The organism is Allorhizobium pseudoryzae, from assembly GCF_011046245.1.
In the GTDB taxonomy this organism is placed as follows: Bacteria; Pseudomonadota; Alphaproteobacteria; order Rhizobiales; family Rhizobiaceae; genus Neorhizobium; species Neorhizobium pseudoryzae.
On record NZ_CP049244.1, the window covers coordinates 278905 to 291990 of the forward strand.

General features: G+C 62.0%; 14 protein-coding genes. 10 read left to right on the top strand and 4 right to left on the bottom strand.

Going from position 1 to position 13086, the window contains the following annotated elements; translation table 11 throughout:
* Nucleotides 1-56 precede the first annotated feature (56 nt).
* The 4 genes from G6N78_RS20245 to G6N78_RS20260 are packed head-to-tail and all read left to right on the top strand — an operon-like array spanning nt 57 to nt 3597.
* Nucleotides 57-524, top strand: a complete 468-nt coding sequence (locus G6N78_RS20245; RefSeq protein ID WP_165223114.1) for a tripartite tricarboxylate transporter TctB family protein — start codon at nt 57-59, stop codon at nt 522-524.
* On the top strand, nt 524-2014 hold the full coding sequence (locus G6N78_RS20250; RefSeq protein WP_165223116.1) for a tripartite tricarboxylate transporter permease: 1491 nt from the start codon (nt 524-526) through the stop codon (nt 2012-2014). The genes G6N78_RS20245 and G6N78_RS20250 overlap by 1 nt, the downstream gene beginning before the upstream one ends.
* A complete protein-coding gene (locus G6N78_RS20255; RefSeq protein WP_165223118.1) occupies nt 2011-2709 on the top strand; it encodes a GntR family transcriptional regulator in 699 nt (232 codons plus the stop codon). The genes G6N78_RS20250 and G6N78_RS20255 overlap by 4 nt, the downstream gene beginning before the upstream one ends.
* 27 nt (nt 2710-2736) lie before the next feature.
* Complete coding sequence (locus tag G6N78_RS20260; RefSeq protein ID WP_165223120.1) at nt 2737-3597, top strand: isocitrate lyase/PEP mutase family protein; 861 nt, start codon at nt 2737-2739, stop codon at nt 3595-3597.
* 75 nt (nt 3598-3672) lie between these two features.
* Here the strand turns inward: G6N78_RS20260 and G6N78_RS20265 are convergent, their stop codons facing one another.
* From G6N78_RS20265 to G6N78_RS20280, 4 genes are all read right to left on the bottom strand, one after another.
* Nucleotides 3673-4281 carry an NAD(P)H-dependent oxidoreductase gene (locus tag G6N78_RS20265; protein WP_165223121.1) on the bottom strand — a complete coding sequence of 203 codons (609 nt, stop codon included), beginning with the start codon at nt 4279-4281 and terminating at the stop codon, nt 3673-3675.
* 29 nt (nt 4282-4310) lie between these two features.
* Nucleotides 4311-5669 (bottom strand): FAD/NAD(P)-binding protein, encoded by a 1359-nt coding sequence (locus tag G6N78_RS20270; RefSeq protein ID WP_165223123.1) that lies wholly within the window; start codon nt 5667-5669, stop codon nt 4311-4313.
* Nucleotides 5670-5706: 37 nt separating this feature from the next.
* Nucleotides 5707-6168, bottom strand: coding sequence for an RrF2 family transcriptional regulator (locus tag G6N78_RS20275; RefSeq protein WP_165223126.1), 462 nt, complete (start codon nt 6166-6168; stop codon nt 5707-5709).
* 136 nt (nt 6169-6304) lie between these two features.
* Entirely contained in the window at nt 6305-6460 is a 156-nt protein-coding gene (locus tag G6N78_RS20280; protein ID WP_165223128.1) for a hypothetical protein, read from the bottom strand.
* A 211-nt stretch (nt 6461-6671) separates the two neighbouring features.
* On the opposite strand from G6N78_RS20280, the gene G6N78_RS20285 reads away from it, so the two are divergent.
* From G6N78_RS20285 to G6N78_RS20310, 6 genes are all read left to right on the top strand, one after another.
* Complete coding sequence (locus tag G6N78_RS20285; protein WP_165223131.1) at nt 6672-8408, top strand: SLC13 family permease; 1737 nt, start codon at nt 6672-6674, stop codon at nt 8406-8408.
* A 295-nt stretch (nt 8409-8703) separates the two neighbouring features.
* Nucleotides 8704-9654 carry a sulfate ABC transporter substrate-binding protein gene (locus tag G6N78_RS20290; protein WP_234906110.1) on the top strand — a complete coding sequence of 317 codons (951 nt, stop codon included), beginning with the start codon at nt 8704-8706 and terminating at the stop codon, nt 9652-9654.
* 14 nt (nt 9655-9668) lie between these two features.
* Nucleotides 9669-10526, top strand: a complete 858-nt coding sequence (cysT, locus tag G6N78_RS20295; RefSeq protein WP_165223137.1) for a sulfate ABC transporter permease subunit CysT — start codon at nt 9669-9671, stop codon at nt 10524-10526.
* Complete coding sequence (gene cysW, locus G6N78_RS20300) at nt 10519-11388, top strand: sulfate ABC transporter permease subunit CysW (protein WP_165223140.1); 870 nt, start codon at nt 10519-10521, stop codon at nt 11386-11388. The genes cysT and cysW overlap by 8 nt, the downstream gene beginning before the upstream one ends.
* A 16-nt stretch (nt 11389-11404) precedes the next feature.
* Nucleotides 11405-12454 (top strand): sulfate/molybdate ABC transporter ATP-binding protein, encoded by a 1050-nt coding sequence (locus G6N78_RS20305; protein WP_165223143.1) that lies wholly within the window; start codon nt 11405-11407, stop codon nt 12452-12454.
* 264 nt (nt 12455-12718) lie between these two features.
* Nucleotides 12719-12922: a cold-shock protein gene (locus G6N78_RS20310; RefSeq protein WP_148171087.1), complete on the top strand. Its 204-nt coding sequence runs from the start codon at nt 12719-12721 to the stop codon at nt 12920-12922.
* Nucleotides 12923-13086: the final 164 nt, after the last annotated feature.

The following is a 13086-nucleotide window of genomic DNA, read 5'->3' on the forward strand; positions in this document are numbered from 1 at the left end:
GCATGGAAGGCCCGCCTGCTTGCGCAGGCGGGCCTCACCATTGCGGAGGGGTTTTCATGAAACTTCACGACTCGCTCATCGGCTTGCTGTTGATCGCCTTCGGCGGCTGGGTTCTTTGGCAGGCACAGAGTTTTCCGGCGATGCCAGGGCAGATGATCGGCCCCTCGACATTCCCGACATTGCTCGGCGGCCTGTGCGCCCTGGGCGGCCTCCTGCTTGTCTGGCAGGGCCGGAGAATATCCAGGGATGAACTCGTCTGCATCCATGAGGGCTGGCGCATTGGCTCGCGTGTCGCCTGTGTTGCCGTGGCGGTGTTCGGCACCCTGCTTCTGGGCGTCACGTTCGAGACCGTCGGCTTCCCGGTCGGGGGCACGCTGCTGCTGTCGGCGCTGTTCTACGCAGCAGGTCTGCACAGAGCCAGATGGATCGCGGTCTCCGCCATCTTCGTGCTGACGGTGCATCTGGTCATGACGCGCCTTCTTTATGTTCCCTTGCCGTCCGGCTTTGTGAAGGGGCTGCTGTGATGTACGCCGATTTCGATACCGTCATCTCGCTGGTGTTCAACTGGAACATGGTGATCGTGATGGTCAGTTGTTCCGCATTCGGTTTGTTTGTCGGAGCGGTCCCCGGATTGTCGGCCACGATGGCGACCGCCATTCTCGTCCCGATCACCTTTTTCATGGAGCCGGTCCCCGCCATCGCGGCCATTGTCACGACAGCGGCCATGGCGATCTTTGCCTCAGATATTCCAGCCGCCCTCATCCGCATTCCCGGCACAGCCGCCTCGGCGGCCTACATCGGAGACCTCAACGCCCTGACCCTCCAGGGGCGCGTCGGACGGGCACTCGGCATCTCCGTGGTCGCATCGGCGATCGGCGGACTGTTCGGGTCCGCGGTTCTGATGCTGGCAGCACCGCAACTGGCCGAGGTGTCGCTCAACTTCACCTCTTTCGAGTATTTCTGGCTGGCATTGCTCGGCCTGTCCGCCGCCGTCATGCTTGGCTCCGGTTCGTTGTTGAAATCGCTGATGTCATTGCTGTTCGGGTTGATGATTGCGACGGTCGGAATGGACACCACGATCGGGCATCCGCGGTTCACTTTCGGCTTTGCCACGCTTCTCGACGGCGTGGCCTTCGTGCCGGCGCTGATTGGGGTGTTCGCCATTCCTGAGCTGGTGAGAACCTTCGTCAACCGCGAACGAACTCCTCCTGCCGCGCCGGTGGGCAATCCGTTTCGCATGTTCGATGGGCTTGCAGCCGTTCTCTGGCGCTACAAGGCCAACCTGTTCAGGGGATCGGTGATCGGCACGACGGTCGGCATCCTGCCGGGTGCGGGCTCCGACATCGCATCATGGATTTCCTACGCAGTCTCCAAGCGCTTTTCGAAACAGCCGGAGCTTTATGGCAAGGGTTCGGAAGAAAGCCTGGTGGATGCCTGTTCGGCCAACAACTCCGCCCTGTCGGGTGCCTACGTTCCGGCCACCGTCTTCGGCATCCCGGGCGATTCCATCACGGCAATCGTTATCGGCGTCCTCTACATGAAGGGCCTCAACCCCGGCCCACTGGTTTTCATCAACAAACCCAATGAGGTGATGGCCATCTTCGTCACCTTCTTCCTGGCCAATATCCTCATCGTGCCGTTCGGATTGCTGGCCATCGCCCAGGCCTCGCAGGTGCTGCGGGTCCCCAAGCTCATGCTCGCCCCGCTCATTCTCGGTTTCTGCGTTGTCGGCGCCTACTCGATCAATGCGGCCGCCTCGGGCATCATCATCATGTTGGTGCTCGGCCTGTTTGCCTATCTCATGGAAGAGAACGGCTTCCCTGTGGCCCCCTTGATCCTCGGACTGGTGATGGGGCCGCTGGTGGAGCGGAACCTGGTGACATCGTTGATCAAGGCGGACGGCGCTCCCCTGGTCTTTGTCGAGAGACCGATTGCTGCCGGCCTTGCCCTGCTTGTATGTGTCGTCTGGGCTGTTCCGGCCGTGATGCGCCTGAAAAAGGGACGGATGACATGAGAAAAATTGCGCAACCGCATTCCTTGGCAGAGATTGCAGCCGCACAGTTGCGTGAGGCGATCGTCACCGGACAGTTGCGTCTGGGTGAGAACATCTCGGAGGAAAAGCTGGCGCGGCAATTGGGCATCAGCCGCACCCCGATCCGCGATTGCATGGCGATCCTGTCGAAGGAAGGCCTTGTCGTCGTTCGCTCAAAACGCGGTTCGTTCGTTTTCGAGACCAATGTCGCGGATATCGGCGAAATCTGCGATTACCGGCTCATGCTGGAGCTTCAGGGCATCAAGGCGGCCGTCGGCCATGCGCCGGCAGCCTATCAGTCCAGTATGACGCAAATCCTTCAGGATATGGAGGCGGCGCTCGCGCGAGGCGACAGCGTTGCCTACGGGACAGCCGACACCGCATTCCACCAATTGGCCTTTGACCTGTGCGGCAATTCCTATCTGCGCGACGCGTACAGCCTTGTCGCCGGCCGTATTGCAGCGCTGCGTGCCAATATCACCGCAGCCTATGACGAGCGCCGGCGGGAGTCCTTCACCGAGCACCGGGCCATGGCGGACATGATCGCCGCGAAAGACTTTCCCACCCTCGAGACGGCCTTGTCGCGCCATGTCGGCCGAACGCGAGAGGTCTACATCAAAGCCATCCAGGAAGGGCATCTCGGCCCGCCCGGCGCTCCTGTCGATATTTCCGCCTGACCACCGACCCATGCCATGGAGACCGATATGCACCCCGCGGACAGCTTGAAAGCCCTGATTTCCAGAGGCGAAATCGTCATGGCACCGGGCGCGCCCGACCCACTGACAGCCCGTTTGGTGGAGCAGGCGGGTTTTCCCGCAGTCTATATGACCGGATTTGGGGCAACAGCCAGTCATCTTGGCCTGCCCGATCTCGGCCTGATGAGCCAGACGGAAATGACGACCCATGCCCGCAATATGGCGCGGGTGGTCTCGATACCCATCATTGCGGATGCCGACACGGGTTACGGTGGCCCGGCCAATATCGACCGTACCGTCAGGGAGTATATGCAGGCCGGCGTTGCGGCCATTCACCTTGAAGACCAGCAGCAGCCCAAGCGCTGTGGCCAACTGGCCGGCATTAAGCTGATCGCGGCCGAAGAGAATGTCCGCCGGTTGAAATGCGCCCTTGCGGCACGCGATTCCGGCAAGCTTCTGATCATTGCGCGCACCGACGCCCTGCCCGCTTCTGGAGCCGAAGAGGCTATTCGCCGGGCGAACATGTATCGCGACGCGGGCGCCGATCTTGTCTTCGTCGACGGCATCAAATCCATCCGTGACATTGAGACCGTCGCCAGGCATGTCGAAGGACCGAAGGTGGTGAGCATCGTCGATGGCAACGAGACAACCGAACTGACGGCAGACCATCTGGGGCAGATGGGTTTTCAGGTCGTATTCTATGCCGTATCGACACTGTTTTCAGCAGTCAGGGCGATCCAGGACACCCTTTCGGTTCTCATGCGAGATGGCACGCCCAAGGCGCGGCAATCGGCCATGGTGACTTATCAGGAATACAGCCAAAGCGTCGGCCTGACGGATTTCCAATCTCTGGACGATCGCTTTGGCTGAAGAAGCCCTGGCTCTACCGGGCTTCCATCGTACCGGCGCCTCGTGACGGGACAGTCCTCTCGTGTGCGCAAGCGGTCAGGAATTGGCCGCGACAGGCCTATCCGTTCCGCGCCAACGGTCGATCCGGGTGGGAAGCTGAGGACTGATCTCACCCCTGCGCAGATAGGGCTCGAACTGCCCGACAGCGCGGTCGAGGCGGCTGATCAGGGCGGGCGAGATGATTTCGTCTCCAGCGAAGTCGCGCTCGCAGGCGTAGACGCCGGTGGCCAGCGTCTGTGCCTCGAAGAAGCCGAAGAGCGGCCGCAGGTGATGCTCGATGACAAGGGCGTGCTTGTCGCCTCCGCCGGTGGCTGCCAGCAGAACGGGTTTGCCAGCCAGGATCATCGGATCAAGCAGGTCAAAAAGATGCTTGAAGAGTCCGGGGTAACTGCCCTTGTGGACGGGCGTCGCGATGACGAGCGCACGCGCTTCGGCAATGTGTTGAACCGCATCACGTGCCGTACCCGTCAAATCCTGGATCTGGCGGGCGAGAGCGAAGCCGGGTGGCAGCTGGGAAAGATCGATCACCTTGGAGCGCCCGCCGAAGCGCGCCGCCGTTCGGGAAACAGCCTCCTCCACGAGACGCCGTGTTTTGGACGGAACGCTGAAGCTGCCGGCAAGTCCGAGAATGTCGAGTTTGGACATGAGATCACCTCCGTTTTCAGTCTATCGGTTTAGGCCGTGTGCGTCGCCGAAAGCCCCGGCGTGCCGATCAGCCGCTCGGCCAGGCAGGCCGCCTGAACGCGAATGTCGGGCACGGCGGTGATCTCGAAGTGCGTGGCTCGCGTGATGGGTCCAACGCCGAAGATCCGGCGCGCACTCCGGCCGTCTCGGTCGATCAGCGCGTCATTCTGGTCGAAGTCCAGGCCGAGGCTTAAGGGATCGAGACGGCCGAGCCCCTGATCCACCAGCGACTGCAGCAGCCGGTTCGGTGTCGGGAGTGACAGGCGCCGAAATCCACGGCAATCAATGGCATAGGCGCCCTCCAGACGTGCAAGAGACTTCTCCCCGGATGGCCTATAGGTGACGCTTGTGCCGGAGACGTGTCGCTCGGCCCCCTGGAAGTGACCCTTGACGATGCGGAGAAGACCGGCGGCCCGAGCCTCCTCCATGCGGGCGGCTGACGAGGGCGGCATGCGATGACGATGCGTCTCCCAGAGGCTCGAACCTTGCCGGAGAAATCTTTGCCGACTGTCAGGGGGAAGGTGTCGCCACAGGAGTTGTGTATGCGGTCGCAACCCGTCCATGACATCGCGCCAGTCTCCTCCTGCGGCCTCATGCGCCCGAATTGTGGTTCGCAGCCATTGCAGCAGGTAACCGGCGCTCGATCCCATGGGAATGTCGGCAGTTGACAGCTTCAGTGGTTTCGTTGGCCTGTGTGGTTGCGGCAGGAGACCCCGCCTAGAGATCGCGTAGATCGGCGCAGACTGGCCCGCGTTGAGGAGAGACAGGACCATGTCGACCATGGTCAGCCCCGTGCCGACCAGAACCACAGGAGACGCCGGATCAGCATCGGATGGACGCGACCACGGGTCCTCCAATCCCGAGGCCTTCTGATCGTCGCGGCAGATGCCGGTTGCGAGAATGGCAAAATGCGCTGGCAGCACGCTGCCATCCGCCAGGCCAACCTCGACGCCATGGTCGTGAACCCGCAACGCCACACATTCCTGGTCCAGGATCTGCAGGCGCGGCACCAAGCCGCCCTCTGCCGCCGGTCCCAGCAGGTCGGCGAGATACCGCCCGTAGGTCTTGCGCGGCACGAAATCCATATCCCGGCCCGGGCCAAAACCCTGCCCCTCCAGCCATCGGCTGAAATGCGTGGGATCGTCGGGGAAGGCGCTCATGTTGTGAACGCGCGTGTTGAGCAGGTGGCAGGCCTGAACCGTCGAATAGGCGACGCCGCATCCGACATCCTGCCGCGCCTCCACGATGGTGATCCGCAATCTCTGGGGGTTCACCCGCCGCTGAAGCAGGTGTGCGGCGGTCAGCGTTCCGCTGGCGCCACCGCCGATAATGGCGACATGCAGCGTCATGATGCCATCTCCCGGGTTGCGAGAGGGCCAAGTCCCGTCAGGAGGCGGAAAGTGCTGCCGTTTCCAGGTCCGCCTTTTCGTCCTCCACCATCTGCCGCATGGCGGTGAGAGACTTGTTGTCCAGCACGGCGGCGATCGCTTCGCGCACCTCCAGCATGGTCAGCCGCACGGCACAGGCGTTTTCGTCCGCACAGTCGTGGCAGCGTTGGTAGGCCGTCCGGCTGGCGCAATGGATCGGCGCCAGGGGGCCATCCAGGACCCTGAGGACATGCCCCACCATGATGACGTCGGGAGACCGCGTCAGGCAGTAACCGCCGCCGCGCCCCTTGCGGGTCTGCACGAAACCGCTGTGGCGCAGGTCCGCGAGAATGGCGTCGAGGAATTTCTTCGAAATCGCGTGTTTTTCGGCAATCTCGACCGATTGCGCCATCACGCCTGGAGGCAGTCCGGCAAGGTGGGTGAGCGCTTTCAGCCCGTACTTGCCCTTCATCGACAGCATGGAATGGAACTTCCTCTCGGAGAGTTTCAAGACAGAATCTTGTCCCTCCATATAACCGTCCGCTTCGCTCACGACCAGTGAATCCTCGCATCGTGGCACTCCTTTCACCCTATCGGTTGACGTGTTTGGGGCCCTGCTATTTCATGCGGTCAGACGCGGCGGCCACGTGCCTCGGTCCCGGGGAGTCCGGTTGCCGGCCGATCGGCACGGAAATCATCAGAACGATGAGCAGGTAGGAAGCCAGGAAGGTCGCCCAGGCGAGCGTATTGTCGGATGTCTTGCTGCCGTGCATATCACCATCTCCCGTTGGAACGATGTGAAACTTCGCCTTCGGCCAGGCCCTTCCGGCGAGCCTGGACTGCAACACAGAATGATTCAGTCTACTTCTTTAGTAGACATTTTCCACTCCAAAACGCCCGGCGCGGGAAAAAGTTCTGGATGCCGATGCCGCGGTGCTCGTCTATTGTGACCCTGACCGGTTCCACGACGAGATGAGTTCAGGTGTGACGCCCAGCCAGATCCTGATCATCATCCTGCTCGCGGGTCTGCTTGCCGCCTTCGCAAGCGACCGATTCCGCGCCGAGAACGTGGCGATCGCCGGGCTGGTTGCGGGCGTTGTGCTGGGGCTTGTTCCAGTCCATCGCATCTTCTCGGGTCTCACCAACCCCGCGGTCATCACCGTCCTTGAAGTGCTGCTGATCGTCCATGCGCTGGCGCGAAGCCATGTCTTCGACCGGATCGGAGACGTCTTGGGCCGTCGGTTCATCGACCCTCGCATGCAGATCTTGGTGCTTTGCGTCATCGCCGCCGTCCTGTCGAGCGTGATGAACAACATCGCGGCGTTCTCCCTGATGCTGCCGGCCTGCTTTTCCCTGATGGCGCGAGGACGGGTGCCCGTGCGCTGGATCTTCCTCCCGCTCTCCTATGCCACATTGCTGGGCGGGCTGTGGACCTCGATCGGCACGCCACCCAACCTCATTGCCAGCACCTTCTTGCAGCGCGCCGGGATGCAGGGTTTTGCCCTGCTGGACTTTGCACCGGTCGGCATTCTCGCCACCGCAGCCGGATTGCTCGCTATGGCTTTCTGGTTGCCGCGCACGCTGATGGACGAAGGCGACTCCGAAACGGACGGGGACACCCAGAGCCTCTCCCGAGTCACGACGGAACTGCGGATATCCGTCTCCGAACTGCCGCCTCCGTCGGTCGCCACCCTTCAGACGCGGCTTGGTGGGCGCATCCACAATATCATCCGCGACGGGAAACGGATCTTTCCGCTCCGGCCGGATACCACCATAGATGCATCGGACCGACTGCTGGTGGACGCAGAGCCGAAGGCGCTCGACCGCGCGCTTGCAGCAGGAGCCGTCTCCTACTGGCGCCGGGCACACACCGGCGAACGACGGCGCCTCAGCGCGATCGTGATGCCACACAGCCTTCTGGCCGGCTCCTCCATCGCCGCGCAGAACCTGACGGACAACACGGGCGTGGAGATCCTGCAGGTCGAAGGCGAACAGGTGCGTTATGACGGGCCTTTCGAGGAAGTGGCCCTCAGGGTCGGCAGCATCCTGCTTCTCGAAGGTGATGAAGCCGCGATCGGGGCTTTCATTGCCTATCATGACCTGGTCGAAGTTGCGGAGAAGCCCAATTCCGGCACGACCGTCGTCGGTGTCATACCGCTTGCGGTATTCGCAGTGGGAGTGGTGGCGGTCGCCTGCGGCCTCGTCGCACCCGAAGTGGCACTTGGCGGGGTCGTGGCCTTTCTCTGCCTGACCGGCAAGCTCGACATCCGATCGGCCCTTCGCACCCTCAACTGGCCGATCCTCGTTATTCTCAGCGCAATGCTCCCCTTGGGCGAGGCCGTGGGCACCACGGGCGCTGCGGCTGCCATTGCATCAGCGCTGGCAGATCACCTGCCCCTCACCTTTGCGCCCGTCGCGGTCTTTGCACTGCTTGCGACCGCCATGGCCATCACGCCCTTCGTCAACAATGCAACGACCGTGACCATCCTGGCGCCGATCGCCATCGAGATTGGGCATGCCACGCAGCTTTCGCCGCAGATGCTCGTCATGGCAGTTGCCGTCGGAGCCTCCTGCGACTTCCTCACCCCCTTCGGCCACCACAACAACACGCTGGCCTATGGGCTCGGCCATTACCGTTTCAGGGACTTCCTGAAGCTCGGATGGCCGGTCTCGCTTGCCAGCTTCCTCGTCGCCGGCAGCGTTCTGTTGCTTTACTGGTGAGACGATACTCCGAGATTTTCGGATCAAGCCGGTCGCTCGCCCGAATGTTTTATGCGCCAATCGCCGGCTTCACGACGTGCACATTGCGGCCCAGCCAGCCTGCTGATGGCTCCCGTTCTCTCCGGCAGACGCGAAGGGAAACACTTTTCCCGTCGAAAGAAGCCGCGTTGACTTAGTCTACTGCGCTAGTAGTCTGATCGCAGTCAACGGAGGAAGCCTCATGTCCAGATCCATACGATTGTTCGGTCTTGCCGCAGCCGGCGTGCTTGCATCCCTGCTGGTGGCGCCCCAGGTCATGGCCGATACGACACTGCTCAACGTTTCCTACGACCCGACCCGCGAATTCTACAAGGATTTCAACGCGGCCTTTGCAAAACATTACAAGGCCGAAACCGGTGAGACCGTTACCATCCAGCAATCGCATGGCGGCTCCGGCAAGCAGGCGCGCTCGGTCATCGACGGGCTTGAAGCCGATGTCGTGACGCTGGCGCTGGAAAGCGACATCAATGCGATCGTCCAGAACGGTGGCAAGATCAAGGCGGATTGGCGCGGGCGCCTGCCTGACAATTCCTCGCCCTATACCTCCACCATCGTCTTCCTCGTTCGCAAGGGAAACCCGAAGAACATCCACAATTGGGGTGACCTGGTGAAGGGTGACGTCCAGATCGTCACCCCCAATCCAAAAACCTCCGGCGGTGCGCGCTGGAACTACCTTGCCGCTTGGGCCTGGGCGAACGAAGAATTCAAGGGCGACCAGGACAAGATCAAGGCCTACATCGCCGACCTTTACAAGCGCGCCCCGGTGCTGGACAGCGGCGCGCGCGGCTCCACCGTCACCTTCGCGCAGCGCCAGATCGGCGATGTCCTGCTCGCCTGGGAGAACGAGGCCTATCTGGCCGGCGAGGAGTTCGGCAAGGACGCCTTCGAGATCGTCGTGCCACCGATTTCCATTCTCGCGGAGCCGCCGGTCGCAGTGGTGGATGCCAATGTCGACGCCAAGGGCACGCGCAAGGTGGCGGAAGCCTACCTGCAGTATTTGTACTCCAGTGAGGGACAGAACCTTGCCGCCAAGCATTTTTACCGCCCGGCCAAGCGTGACGTGGTCAAACCCGAGCTGCTGAAGGCCCTGCCGGACATCAAGCTGGTGACGATCGACGATCCGCTCTTTGGCGGCTGGAAGAAGGCGCAGCCCGAGCACTTCGGCGATGGCGGCATCTTCGACCAGATCTACAAGCCCGCGCGCTAGGGAGTCCGCTGCGAATGACATCCGCAACCGCATCGAAGCGGTGGCGAATGAAAGAGCCGAGCATCATCCCGGGCTTCGGGTTGACGCTCGGTTTTTCAGTCGCCTACCTCTCGCTCATCATCCTCATTCCGCTGGCGGGTCTCGTCTGGCGCGCCAGTTCGCTGTCCGGCGCCGAGTTCCTGGCCATCCTCACCGACGTCCGCACGCTCGCGGCGCTGAAGATCAGCTTCGGCACGGCTTTGATCGCAGCGGTCATCAATGCCGTCTTCGGCGTGCTGATCTGCTGGGTGCTGGTCCGCTATGAATTTCCGGGGCGCCGGCTCATCGATTCGATGGTTGATCTGCCCTTTGCGCTGCCGACAGCGGTCGCCGGCATTGCGCTCAGCGCGCTCTATGCGCCGCAAGGCTGGATCGGCTCCTGGTTCACGTCGTTCGGCATCCGCATCGCTTATACGCCGATCGGCATCACCATCGCCCTGATCTTCATCGGCCTGCCCTTCGTGGTGCGCACCGTGCAGCCGGTGATGGAGGAGATCGACCGCGAGGTGGAAGAGGCGGCGGCGACGCTTGGCGCCAACCGCTTCCAGACCATTTTCAAGGTGCTCCTGCCCAGCCTGACGCCAGCGATCCTGACCGGCTTCGCGCTGGCCTTCGCCCGTGGCGTCGGGGAATACGGCTCCGTCGTCTTCATCGCCGGGAATATTCCGTATGTCTCCGAGATCGCACCGCTTCTGATCGTCATTCGCCTGGAGGAGTTCAACTATGCCGGCGCGACCGCCATCGCGACGATGATGCTGGCGATCTCCTTTGCCATGCTGCTCGTCATCAACCTGATCCAGGCCTGGAGCCGTGGGAGATATGGACATGGCTGAGCGCCCATCGCGCACGCGCGCTTTCCGCAACCCCACCGACGAGACACCGCTGACCAAGCTGGTGCTGATCGGCATCGGCGGCGCCTTCCTCGCATTCTTCCTGTTTCTGCCGCTGATCACCGTCTTCGTCGAAGCCTTCCGTAACGGCGTCGAACGTTACGCGGAGGCGCTGGTCGAGCCGGATGCGGCTGCGGCCATCCGGCTCACTCTCACGGTCGCCGCCATAGCTGTGCCTTTCAACCTCGTCTTCGGTCTCGCCGCCGCCTGGGCCATCGCCAAGTTCGAGTTCAGGGGGAAGGCCTTCCTGATCACGCTGATCGATCTGCCGTTTTCGATCTCACCGGTGATTTCCGGTCTCGTCTATGTCTTGCTGTTCGGCAGCCAAAGCGTGCTTGGCCCGATGCTGAAGAGCTACGGGATCGAAATCCTGTTTGCCGTGCCGGGCATCGTGCTTGCCACCGTCTTCGTCACCTTCCCCTTCGTCGCGCGTGAACTGATCCCCCTGATGCAGGACCAAGGCACCGGTGACGAGGAGGCGGCGCTCTCGCTCGGCGCATCCGGCTGGCAGACCTTTTGGTACGTGACACTGCCCAATATCAAATGGGGCCTGCTGTATGGCGTATTGCTCTGCAATGCCCGCGCCATGGGCGAGTTCGGCGCGGTCTCGGTGGTCTCGGGTCATATCCGCGGGCTGACCAACACCATGCCGCTGCATGTCGAGATCCTCTACAACGAATACAACATGGCCGCCGCCTTCGCCGTCGCCTCGCTGCTGGCCGCCTTGGCGCTGGTCACGCTTGTCCTCAAGACCCTTCTGGAAATCCGCTTCGGCGCCGGCAATGCCGGCGGTCGCCGACACTGAAAGGCCTGAAAACATCATGGATGTTTCCGTTTCCCATGTGACCAAGGAATTCGCCCGCTTCCCGGCATTGAACGATGTCTCGCTCGATATCCGGTCCGGTGAACTGATTGCGCTGCTCGGGCCGTCCGGCTCCGGCAAGACGACTCTTCTGCGGCTGATTGCGGGTCTGGATCAGCCGACCGAGGGGCAGATCCTGTTCGGCGGCGAGGATGCCTCGCACAAAAGCGTTCAGGAGCGGAACATCGGCTTCGTCTTTCAACATTATGCGCTGTTTCGTCATATGACGGTGGCGGAAAACATCGGGTTCGGGCTGAGGGTAAGGCCTGCCGCGACGCGTCCCTCCAAGGCGGAAACACGCCAGCGGGTCGCAGAGCTTCTGGACATGGTGCAACTCACCGGTCTGGAAAAGCGCTATCCCAACCAGTTGTCCGGCGGCCAGCGTCAGCGCGTGGCCCTTGCCCGCGCCATGGCAATCGAGCCGCGCGTGCTGCTGCTCGACGAGCCGTTCGGCGCGCTCGATGCCAAAGTGCGCAAGGAATTGCGAAAATGGCTGCGCGAGTTCCACGACCGGACCGGACACACGACCGTCTTCGTCACCCATGACCAGGAAGAGGCACTGGAGCTGGCCGACCGGGTGGTCGTGATGAGCCAGGGCAGGATCGAACAGATCGGCTCCGCCGATGATGTCTATGATCGGCCGGGATCGCCCTTCGTGCACCGCTTTATCGGCGAGGCATCCGAACTTCCCGTCCGCGTGGAGAACGGCGTCGTCTGGCTTGACGACCGGCCGACCGGCCTCAAGAGCGAACAGGCCGGACGGGGCTCTCTCTTCTTCCGTCCGCACGATGTGGATTTCGTCGATGGCTGCGGCGGCTGCCTGAGCGGCGTGGTCATCGGCAGCCGAAGGCTTGCCGGCTCACGCCGAGTGGAGCTTGAACTCGGCGGTGGGCGTCTTCGTGTCGAGGTCGACATTGCCCTCGACAACCCAGCCGCACTGAAGACATCGGTATCGTTCAGACCGCGTCATTGGGCAATATTCCCGGCTGCAGGCGAAGATTATGCATAGGTCAGGAAGCCGCCAACGCTCACAGCTGCTGCCATCGAGCGGCAAACTGACGCTCCGTTATCCGTTAAACAGCGACTGGGCGACAAACACAGTTGCGTTGACGAACGGCTTGCAGTTGGGATCGAACTACACTCTCAAACGTCATGGGGACGTTAAGCGACGCCCTCAACCTGCGTCTTCCCAGGGCCACGGACCAAACATGCCTTGCTGGGCGCTTGTCGGATCGCTATTGCTTTTCGGCGCTTCGAATCAAAGAGGATAAAGATGGCAACTGGTACCGTAAAGTTTTTCGCTCAGGACAAGGGCTTCGGCTTCATCACCCCGGACAATGGTGGACCGGATGTGTTCGTCCACATCTCGGCTGTAGGCTTCGGCGCTTCGCTGACCGATGGCCAGAAGGTCAGCTACGACGTGGGCCAAGACCGGAAGACAGGCAAGTCGAAGGCTGAGAACGTTAGCGTCCTCTGAATTCAAAATCCCCGGTCTCGCTGAAAAGGCGAGATCGGGGGCCATAGGATCGTCTTCTCCTGGATGGGAGTTGAGCAGCTTGCGCGCGCCGAACTGGTGCAGTCGGCTGACCCATTTTTGCATGCCTTTTACGGCTTCGACATTGCCTTGCACTGAGCGGAAAT

Coding starts and splice junctions, on each gene's coding strand:
- G6N78_RS20305 (WP_165223143.1), top strand. CDS start 11,405: ATGGATGTTTCCGTTTCCCATGTGACCAAGGAATTCGCCCGCTTCCCG.
- G6N78_RS20310 (WP_148171087.1), top strand. CDS start 12,719: ATGGCAACTGGTACCGTAAAGTTTTTCGCTCAGGACAAGGGCTTCGGC.
- G6N78_RS20275 (WP_165223126.1), bottom strand. CDS start 6,168: ATGCTGTCGATGAAGGGCAAGTACGGGCTGAAAGCGCTCACCCACCTT.
- G6N78_RS20265 (WP_165223121.1), bottom strand. CDS start 4,281: ATGTCCAAACTCGACATTCTCGGACTTGCCGGCAGCTTCAGCGTTCCG.
- G6N78_RS20245 (WP_165223114.1), top strand. CDS start 57: ATGAAACTTCACGACTCGCTCATCGGCTTGCTGTTGATCGCCTTCGGC.
- cysT (WP_165223137.1), top strand. CDS start 9,669: ATGACATCCGCAACCGCATCGAAGCGGTGGCGAATGAAAGAGCCGAGC.
- G6N78_RS20270 (WP_165223123.1), bottom strand. CDS start 5,669: ATGACGCTGCATGTCGCCATTATCGGCGGTGGCGCCAGCGGAACGCTG.
- G6N78_RS20250 (WP_165223116.1), top strand. CDS start 524: ATGTACGCCGATTTCGATACCGTCATCTCGCTGGTGTTCAACTGGAAC.
- G6N78_RS20290 (WP_234906110.1), top strand. CDS start 8,704: ATGGCCGATACGACACTGCTCAACGTTTCCTACGACCCGACCCGCGAA.
- cysW (WP_165223140.1), top strand. CDS start 10,519: ATGGCTGAGCGCCCATCGCGCACGCGCGCTTTCCGCAACCCCACCGAC.
- G6N78_RS20260 (WP_165223120.1), top strand. CDS start 2,737: ATGCACCCCGCGGACAGCTTGAAAGCCCTGATTTCCAGAGGCGAAATC.
- G6N78_RS20255 (WP_165223118.1), top strand. CDS start 2,011: ATGAGAAAAATTGCGCAACCGCATTCCTTGGCAGAGATTGCAGCCGCA.
- G6N78_RS20280 (WP_165223128.1), bottom strand. CDS start 6,460: ATGCACGGCAGCAAGACATCCGACAATACGCTCGCCTGGGCGACCTTC.